Genomic DNA, 8721 nt, shown 5'->3' with positions numbered 1-8721 from the left:
TCCGGAGCCCCGGCGCTCTCCGCGGCGTCGGCGATCAGACCGAGGTAGCGGGCCGCCGGCAGGCCGCCCTCGTAGTCGTTGCGGCGAACGGCTGCCGAGACGGGGCCGGTGGGCGGACGCCCGGCCGGGACGGGTTCGAACAGTGCTCGGACACCCCCGCGCCGAGGGGTCACCCGTTGCGGGCGAATCGGCGGCGGAGGGTGACCGCCGCGGCGGTGGAGCGTGGAATGATTGGCGCACGACGACCCGCGAAGGGGGAGGAGCGGATGGGGGATCACTTCGGGCTGGGGCCCGCAGGGGGGCCGGGCGCCGGACTGCCGCAGGGCCCGGAGGACGAGCCCGCGTACGCGCCGCACCGGGGTGAGCCGATCCGCGTGCTGGTGGTGGACGACCACGCGCTGTTCCGCCGGGGGCTGGAGATCGTGCTCGCGGAGGAGCCGGACATCAAGGTCGTCGGCGAGGCCGGGGATGGCGCCGAGGCGGTGCTGAAGGCCGCCGACCTGCTGCCCGACATCATCCTCATGGACGTCCGGATGCCGCGCCGCAGCGGGATCGAGGCCTGCACGGCGATCAAGGACGTGGCGCCCAGCACCAAGATCATCATGCTGACGATAAGCGACGAGGAGGCCGACCTCTACGAGGCGATCAAGGCGGGCGCCACCGGCTACCTGCTCAAGGAGATCTCCACCGACGAGGTCGCCACCGCGATCCGCGCCGTCGCCGACGGGCAGTCGCAGATCAGCCCGTCGATGGCCTCCAAGCTGCTCACCGAGTTCAAGTCGATGATCCAGCGCCGCTCCGACGACCGGGACCTGGTGCCCGCACCCCGGCTCACCGACCGGGAGTTGGAGGTGCTCAAACTGGTGGCGACCGGGATGAACAACCGGGAGATCGCCAAGGAGCTGTTCATCAGCGAGAACACCGTGAAGAACCACGTGCGCAACATCCTGGAGAAGCTCCAACTGCACTCCAGGATGGAGGCCGTGGTGTACGCGATGCGGGAGAAGATCCTCGAGATAGGGTGAGCCGGCCGGCGGCCCGCGGGGCGGCGGCGACCGCCGCTACGCGGCGAGCAGCTTCTCCAGTGCCGGCCGCAGCCGCTCGTCGTGCAGCGCCTCGACCCGCACCGCGTCGCAGCCGACCCAGCCGGCGGCCTCGCGCAGCGCGGTGGCCAGCGCCCCGAGGTGCCGGGCGCCGGACCCCCGCTCGCCGGACAGCGAGACCTGGCGCGCGACCAGGGTGCGCCCCTCCCGCGCCGGGTCGACCCGGCCGACCAGTCGGCCCCCGGCCAGCAGCGGCATCGCGAAGTAGCCGTGCACCCGCTTGTGCCGGGGCGTGTAGGCCTCCAGCCGGTGCGTCATGCCGAAGATCCGCTCGGTGCGGGCACGGTCCCAGATCAGCGAGTCGAACGGCGAGAGCAGCGTGGTGCGGTGGCGCCCGCGCGGGGCCGAGGCCAGTGCGGCCGGGTCCGCCCAGGCGGCGGCCGGGCCGCCGTCCGGGCCCCAGCCGGCCACCTCGACCGGGACCAGCCCGCTGTCCGCGAGCACCGGGTCCAAGTCCTCGCCGCGCAGCCGGTGGTAGTCCAGCAGGTCGGCCCGGGTGGCCACGCCGAGCGCGGCGCCGGCCTGGGCGGTCAGCGTGCGCACGCACTCGCGGTCGGACCGGTCCTGGCCGAACAGGGCGTCGGGGACGGCCTGTTCGGCCAGTGCGTAGACCCGCTTCCAGCTCCGGCGCTCGGTGCAGACCACGTCGCCGAAGGCGAGCGCCCGTTCGACCGCGATCTTGGTGTCGGACCAGTCCCACCACTCGGCGGTCCGCTTCGCCCCGCCGAGCTCGGTGGAGGTCAACGGCCCCTCGGCGCGCAGCTTGTCGAGCACGGCGCGGTACGTCTCGGGCGTCACCTGGTGGCCCCAGAGGTGGCCGCGGTCGCGGTAGCGGCGGCGCCGGAAGGCGAACAGCGGCCACTCCTCGATCGGCAGGATGCAGGCCGCGTGCGACCAGTACTCGAAGCTCGTGCCCGCGCCCCAGTACGCCGCCTCGACGGCCGGGCGGCCGACCGGGCCGAGCCGGGCGTACGGCACCAGCTCGTGCGAGCGGGCGAGGACCGAGATGGTGTCCAGCTGGACGGCGCCCAGGTGCCTCAGCACCCCGCGCACCCCGGCCCGGCGGTCCGGTGCGCCCAGCAGGCCCTGGGCGCGCAGGGCGATCCGGCGGGCGTCGTCGGCGCTCAGGACGGCGACGGGAGCGGGGGAGGGGGCTGCGGCGGTCATGTCGGCGAGCGTAGTCCGGGGCACTGACATCGGGCCCGGGCCGCCGGGGCCCGGTGCCCGTGCCCGGAAGCCGCGGGCGCCCACCCCGGCCGGGGCCCGCCTCCGGGGCAGGACCCGGCCGGTTCAGTCCAGGTCGGACGGGAGCAGCGAGGCGACCCAGGAGTCGCGGAAGCCGCCGCGCTGGTCCGCGTAGGAGCGCAGGGTGCCCTCGTACCGGTAGCCGACCCGCTCGGCCACCGCGCGCGAGCCGTCGTTGCCGACGTAGGCGAGCCACTGGAGCCGGCGCAGGCCGAGGTCGGTGAGCGCCCACCGGGCGACCGCGCGGGCCGCCTCGACGGTGTAACCGCGGCCGCGCTGCTCCGAGGCCGTCCACCAGCCGACCGAGGCGGTGTTCGGATCGGCGGCGAAGCGGACCACCGCCTGGGTGCCGACCAGCCGCCCGGTGCCGCGCTCGACCACGCACCAGACGAACTCGCTGCCGTCGGCCAGCCCCTCCGGGGCGAGGGTGCGGACGAAGTACTCCGCGTCCTCCCGCCGGTAGGGGACCGGCACGACCGTCCAGCGCTGGATCTCCTCGTCCTGGCAGGCCGCGAAGATCGCGTCGACGTCCGACTCCCGCGGGGCCCGCAGCACCAGGCGGTCGGTGATGAGCTCGGGCAGTTCTCGGCGGCGTTCTTCCATGGGCGGATTATTTCGCCGAATGAGGAATGGGGGCATCCGAATGTGCGGCCAACTCCCGGCCGCCTCGACCGTTTTGTCCCGGTGGACGGTGCTATCGGGCCATGTGCTCGGGCGGGTGACACGGGAATACGGTGCTGACGCACCTCCCGGCGCATTGGACTCCTCGCATACGATGGCCCGTGCGGTGGGGTGGACCCGCCGTGCAGTCGTCCAGTGCCAATACAGGCAAGGAGCCCGCTCAAGTGTCCGTCTTCGACAAGATCCTGCGCGCCGGCGAAGGCAAGATCCTTCGCAAGCTGCAGCGGATTGCTGCCCAGGTCAACTCCATCGAAGAGGACTTCGTCAACCTCACCGACGCCGAGCTGCGCGCGCTGACCGACGAGTACAAGCAGCGGCTCGCCGACGGCGAGACCCTGGACGACATCCTCCCCGAGGCGTTCGCCACCGTCCGCGAGGCCGCCAAGCGCGTGCTCGGCCAGCGGCACTACGACGTCCAGCTCATGGGCGGCGCGGCCCTGCACTTCGGCTACGTCGCCGAGATGCGCACCGGTGAGGGCAAGACCCTCGTCGGCACCCTGCCCGCGTACCTGAACGCGCTGACCGGCAAGGGCGTCCACCTGATCACCGTCAACGACTACCTCGCCGAGCGCGACTCGGAGTGGATGGGCCGGGTGCACCGCTTCCTCGGCCTCGAAGTCGGCGTGATCCTGGCCAACATGACGCCCGCCGAGCGCAAGCAGCAGTACTCGATGGACATCACGTACGGCACGAACAACGAGTTCGGCTTCGACTACCTGCGCGACAACATGGCCTGGTCGAAGGACGAACTCGTCCAGCGCGGCCACAACTTCGCGATCGTCGACGAGGTCGACTCGATCCTCATCGACGAGGCCCGCACCCCGCTGATCATCTCCGGCCCGGCCGACCAGGCGACCAAGTGGTACGCCGACTTCGCCAAGCTGGTGCTGCGCCTGAAGATCGACCGCGACTACGAGGTCGACGAGAAGAAGCGCACCGTCGGCATCCTGGAGGAGGGCGTCACCCGGGTCGAGGACTACCTCGGCATCGACAACCTCTACGAGTCGGTGAACACCCCGCTGGTCGGCTTCCTGAACAACGCCATCAAGGCCAAGGAGCTGTACAAGAAGGACAAGGACTACGTCGTCATGAACGGCGAAGTCATGATCGTCGACGAGCACACCGGCCGCATCCTGGCCGGCCGCCGCTACAACGAGGGCATGCACCAGGCGATCGAGGCCAAGGAGGGGGTGGAGGTCCAGAACGAGAACCAGACCCTGGCCACCATCACCCTGCAGAACTTCTTCCGCCTGTACGACAAGCTCGCCGGCATGACCGGTACCGGCACCACCGAGGCCGCCGAGTTCCACCAGATCTACAAGCTCGGCGTCGTGCCGATCCCGACCAACAAGCCGCCGCTGCGCATCGACCAGCCCGACATGATCTACAAGTCGGAGCCGGCCAAGTTCGCCGCCGTGGTCGAGGACATCGCCAAGAAGCACGAGAAGGGCCAGCCGGTGCTGGTCGGCACCGTGTCGGTCGAGAAGTCCGAGTACCTGTCGCAGGAGCTGCGCAAGCGCGGCATCCCGCACGAGGTGCTGAACGCCAAGCACCACGAGCGCGAGGCGCAGATCGTCGCGCAGGCCGGCCGCAAGGGCGCCGTCACCGTCGCCACCAACATGGCCGGTCGTGGTACCGACATCATGCTGGGCGGCAACGCCGACCACCTGGCCGCCGCCGAGCTGGCGCAGCGCGGCATCACCCCGACGGACACCCCGGAGGAGTACGAGGCCGCGTTCCCGGCCGCGCTGGAGAAGGCCAAGGCCGCGGTCAAGGCCGAGCAGGAGGAGGTCAAGGAGGCCGGTGGCCTCTACGTCCTCGGTACCGAGCGGCACGAGTCCCGCCGGATCGACAACCAGCTGCGCGGCCGCTCCGGCCGCCAGGGCGACCCGGGCGAGTCCCGCTTCTACCTGTCGCTGGGCGACGACCTGATGCGCCTGTTCAAGGCTGGCATGGTCGAGCGCGTGCTCTCGATGGCCAACGTGCCCGAGGACGTGCCGATCGAGTCCAAGATGGTCACCCGCGCGATCGCCTCCGCGCAGACCCAGGTCGAGCAGCAGAACTTCGAGATCCGCAAGAACGTCCTCAAGTACGACGAGGTGCTCAACCGCCAGCGCGAGGTCATCTACGGCGAGCGCCGCCGCGTGCTGGAGGGCGAGGACCTGCAGGAGCAGGTCGGCCACTTCATGGACGACACCGTCGAGGCCTACGTCAAGGCGGCCACCGGCGAGGGCTTCGAGGACGACTGGGACCTGGAGAAGCTCTGGTCCGCGCTCAAGCAGCTGTACCCGATCACCCTGGACCTGGAGGAGCTGGAGGAGGAGGCCGGCGGCAGCGCCGGGCTGACCCCCGAGTTCCTGACCAAGGTCATCCAGGAGGACATCCAGGCGCAGTACGGCGCCCGCGAGGACCAGCTCGGCTCCGAGATCATGCGCGAGCTGGAGCGCCGGGTCGTCCTGTCGGTGCTGGACCGCCGCTGGCGCGAGCACCTGTACGAGATGGACTACCTCCAGGAGGGCATCGGCCTGCGGGCCATGGCGCAGCGCGACCCGCTGGTCGAGTACCAGCGCGAGGGCTTCGACATGTTCACCGCGATGATGGAGGGCATCAAGGAGGAGTCCGTCGGCTACCTGTTCAACCTGGAGGTCCAGGTCGAGCAGCAGGTCGAGGAGGTGCCGGTCGAGGACGCCCAGGTGGTGCTCGACAAGCTGGAGAAGGACGCCGCCCGCCCGGAGATCAAGGCCAAGGGCCTGGAGGCCCCGAAGCCGCAGCGGCTGCACTACACGGCCCCCTCGGACGAGATCGGCGGCGGTGTGATCGAGGGCGACTTCGAGGACCTGGCGCCGGAGGACGAGGGCGACGGGCTGACCCGCGCCGAGCGCCGCAAGGCCGCCAAGTCCGCCAAGGGCCGCCGCCGCAAGGTCTGAGCCCGCTCCGCCAGGACGCCGTCCAGGGCGCCGCACCCGCACGGGGGCGGCGCCCTGCGCCGTTCCCGGGCGCCGTGCGCTCGCCGGTACGGCCGTCACCGCTGCCACGGCCGTCACCGCTGCACCGCTCACCTCCGCCACCGCCGTCGCCACCGCCGCCGTCATCGGGCCTCCACGGCGGTGCACTGCCACTGCCCGGCCGGGCCGCGCTGCTCCAGCCGGAAGGCGACCATGTGGTGCCGCCGTCCGAGGTCGACCCGGACGCAGGCCTCGACCGCGTCGGGCGAGGGCGACCGGTCGTGCACCGGGCCCAGCCGGGGACGGTCGGCGGGGCCGCCGCGGCGCAGCGCCCCGGCCCGGACCAGCGAGGCGAGCTGCCCGTAGCCGTCCAGACTGGTGTGCCGCATCAGCTGGCCGGACGGGCGGGCCCCGGTGAGTACCTCCACCAGCTGGTGGGCGAAGCGGGCGGCGAGCGCCCGGGGGTCGTGCTCGGGCGTGACGGCGGCGCCGGGGCAGGTGGCTCGCGGTCGGCGGGGCCGTCGCCCGGCCGGGTCGCAGCCGCCGGAGGCGCGGACCGGGCGGTGCGGCCGAGCAGCGTGGTGGCCGGTGGGGCGGGCGGTCGAGCGGGCGCTGAGGTGGGCGGTCATGCGGAGCTCCCGGTGAGGTGGTACGGGTACGGACGGGTCCAGGCTGGCGCCGCCGGGCGCGGAGCGGCAACGCGTTTGCGGGCGCTCGGAACCGGGCGCGGAGTTCACCTATCCGGGGGAATTGACCAATGCGGCAGCGGGCTCGGCGACCCCTCCGGCGGCGCACCGGTTGACGCTCGCGGGTGCACCGTGCGGTCCGAAAGGGGACGCCCCGGTCGGCGGACCGGGTGGTGGCCCCGCCCGGGCGCTCCCGTTGCGCCGTACGGCCGTCCGCGCGCACCATCGGAGCCGGACCCGTTTCCGACGACGACGGGCGGCCGGGATGACGACAGCCGGAAGCACGACACGGGCCGCGGCGGGTTCGACCGCGGCGGCCTCGGCCGCGGCTGCCTCGGCCGCCCCGGCCGAGGGCGCGCCCAGGCGCGGCCTGGTGCTGGGCGGCGGCGGGATGCTCGGCGCCGCCTGGACGGTCGGTGCGCTGTGCGCCGTGGAGGAGGCCATCGGAGCGCGGCCGGGCGCGGCGGACGTGCTGCTCGGCACCTCGGCGGGGGCGATCCTGGCCGCGATGCTGGCCGGCGGGGTGCGCCCCGAACAGCTGCGCGACCACCAGCGCGGCCTGCCGATTGCCGAGGGCCCGCTGGCCGGGGTCGCCTTCGACTACGACACGGCGGTCGGCGGTGCGCTGCCGCCCCGCCCGCGGGCCGGGATCGGCTCGCCGGGTCTGCTGCGGGACGCCGTGCGGCACCCGCGCGAGTACCCGCTGCTGACCATGGTCTCCGCGATGGCGCCGCACGGCCGGGGCTCGCTGGCGTCGGTCGGTGATCTGGTGCGCGGCCTGCTCGGCCCGGGCGGCTGGCCGACCGCGGGGTCGGCGGAGGCGAGCGCGGCCGCCGCGCCGCTGCGGGTGGCCGCCGTGGACTACGGCAGCGGCCGCCGGGTGGTCTTCGGTGATCCGGACGCCCCGGCCGTCGCGGTGGCCGACGCGGTGATGGCTTCCTGTGCGATCCCGGGCTGGTTCGTGCCCGTCCGGTTGAACGGTTCGGCGTACGTGGACGGCGGCTGCTGGTCCGCCACCAACGCCGACCTGATGCTCGGCCGAGGTCTGGACGAGGTGTACGTGCTCGCCCCGATGGCCCTGCGGCCGGCTCCGCGCGCCGAGCGCTCCGCCCGCCGGGGCACCTCGGCGGCGCTGCGCGAGTGGCGGGCCCGGGAGCGCCCGCGCGGTGTGCTGGCCCAGCTGCTCGGCCGCTACCGCCGGTCCGTCACCCGGCAGCTGTTGCGCGAGGCCGCGCTCCTGCGGGCCGAGGGCGTGCGGGTGCGGCTGCTCGCGCCCACCCTGGCCGACCTGGCGGTGATGGGCCCGAACATGATGGATCCGACCCGCCGGGGGGAGGTGCTGGAGAGCGGCCTGCGGACCGCCCGGGAGGTGCTGGGGGCCGCGCGCTGATCGCACGGAGCCGTGGCCGGGGCCGGGAGGGGGCCGGGCTGCGGATTGATCGCGGCGGGCCCGGCGGCGCTTATTCTTGGGGCGCTGGAGAAGCTGTGCCGCTGGACGAAGCCCGCTGGACGAACCGGAGAGTGCCACCGATGCGCGTGTACGTGCCCACCACCCTGACCGGCCTGGCGGCGGCGCACGAGGGCGGTGTCCTGGACCAGTCCGTGGCCTACGCGGTGACCCCCGCGCTGCGCGAGTGGTACGTCAGCGACGACCTGGAGGAGCTGGAGTACGCGGCGCTGAACCGGGCCGCCCAGTCGTCGCTGCGGCTGCTGGCCGCCGACCCGCAGGCCCCGCGCCGCCGGGTCGTGGTGGCGCTGGACGTTGCCGACTCGGCCGTGAAGCCCTTCCCCGGCGACGAGTACCAGGACCAGGCCTCGCTGGGCCGGGTGGTGCTCTCCGGCCCGGTGCGGCTCGCCAAGGCCGCCGCGGTGCACGCGGACGTCGCCGACGACGAGGTGGTCACCGACGTCGAGGCCGCGGTCGCGGCGGTGGCCGCGGCCGACGCGGGCGACCAGGACGCCCAGTTCACCGTGGACGGCGCCGAGGACCACGACCTGCTCTGGTACGCGACCCAGGAGATCCCCTCGCTGCTGGCCTGAGTGACCCCGGTCCTACCGGTG

At 73.4% G+C, this 8721-nt stretch carries 7 protein-coding genes and 1 pseudogene; 4 read left to right on the top strand and 4 right to left on the bottom strand.

What is annotated here, in order from left to right:
* Positions 1–80: pseudogene (locus tag ABT247_RS10835) on the bottom strand (gamma-glutamylcyclotransferase); the annotation flags it as partial.
* Between the two features lie 186 nt (positions 81–266).
* Between ABT247_RS10835 and ABT247_RS10830 the strand changes: the two are divergent.
* Positions 267–1025 (top strand): response regulator, encoded by a 759-nt coding sequence (locus tag ABT247_RS10830; protein WP_350741126.1) that lies wholly within the window; start codon positions 267–269, stop codon positions 1023–1025.
* A gap of 36 nt (positions 1026–1061) precedes the next feature.
* On the opposite strand, the gene ABT247_RS10825 is transcribed toward ABT247_RS10830, so the two are convergent.
* A complete protein-coding gene (locus ABT247_RS10825) occupies positions 1062–2270 on the bottom strand; it encodes a winged helix-turn-helix domain-containing protein (RefSeq protein WP_350741124.1) in 1209 nt (402 codons plus the stop codon).
* A gap of 123 nt (positions 2271–2393) precedes the next feature.
* A complete protein-coding gene (locus ABT247_RS10820) occupies positions 2394–2951 on the bottom strand; it encodes a GNAT family N-acetyltransferase (protein ID WP_350741122.1) in 558 nt (185 codons plus the stop codon).
* A gap of 242 nt (positions 2952–3193) precedes the next feature.
* Here ABT247_RS10820 and secA point away from each other — a divergent pair, with 242 nt between their 5' ends.
* A complete protein-coding gene (secA, locus tag ABT247_RS10815; RefSeq protein ID WP_350741120.1) occupies positions 3194–5956 on the top strand; it encodes a preprotein translocase subunit SecA in 2763 nt (920 codons plus the stop codon).
* 161 nt (positions 5957–6117) lie between these two features.
* Here secA and ABT247_RS10810 read toward each other — a convergent pair whose 3' ends face one another.
* Entirely contained in the window at positions 6118–6603 is a 486-nt protein-coding gene (locus ABT247_RS10810) for an Rv3235 family protein (RefSeq protein ID WP_350741118.1), read from the bottom strand.
* Positions 6604–6925: 322 nt separating this feature from the next.
* Here ABT247_RS10810 and ABT247_RS10805 point away from each other — a divergent pair, with 322 nt between their 5' ends.
* Together ABT247_RS10805 and ABT247_RS10800 are read left to right on the top strand one after the other, a co-directional pair.
* The gene (locus ABT247_RS10805; RefSeq protein WP_350741116.1) at positions 6926–8050 is read left to right on the top strand and encodes a patatin-like phospholipase family protein; all 1125 of its coding nucleotides are present in this window, start codon (positions 6926–6928) and stop codon (positions 8048–8050) included.
* A gap of 140 nt (positions 8051–8190) precedes the next feature.
* Positions 8191–8700: a DUF6912 family protein gene (locus ABT247_RS10800; protein WP_350741114.1), complete on the top strand. Its 510-nt coding sequence runs from the start codon at positions 8191–8193 to the stop codon at positions 8698–8700.
* Positions 8701–8721: the final 21 nt, after the last annotated feature.

This window comes from Kitasatospora sp. NPDC001539 (assembly GCF_040298565.1).
Classification (GTDB): domain Bacteria; phylum Actinomycetota; class Actinomycetes; order Streptomycetales; family Streptomycetaceae; genus Kitasatospora.
The sequence above is the reverse complement of the archived record's forward strand: the minus strand, read 5'-3'. Positions and strand labels throughout refer to the sequence as shown.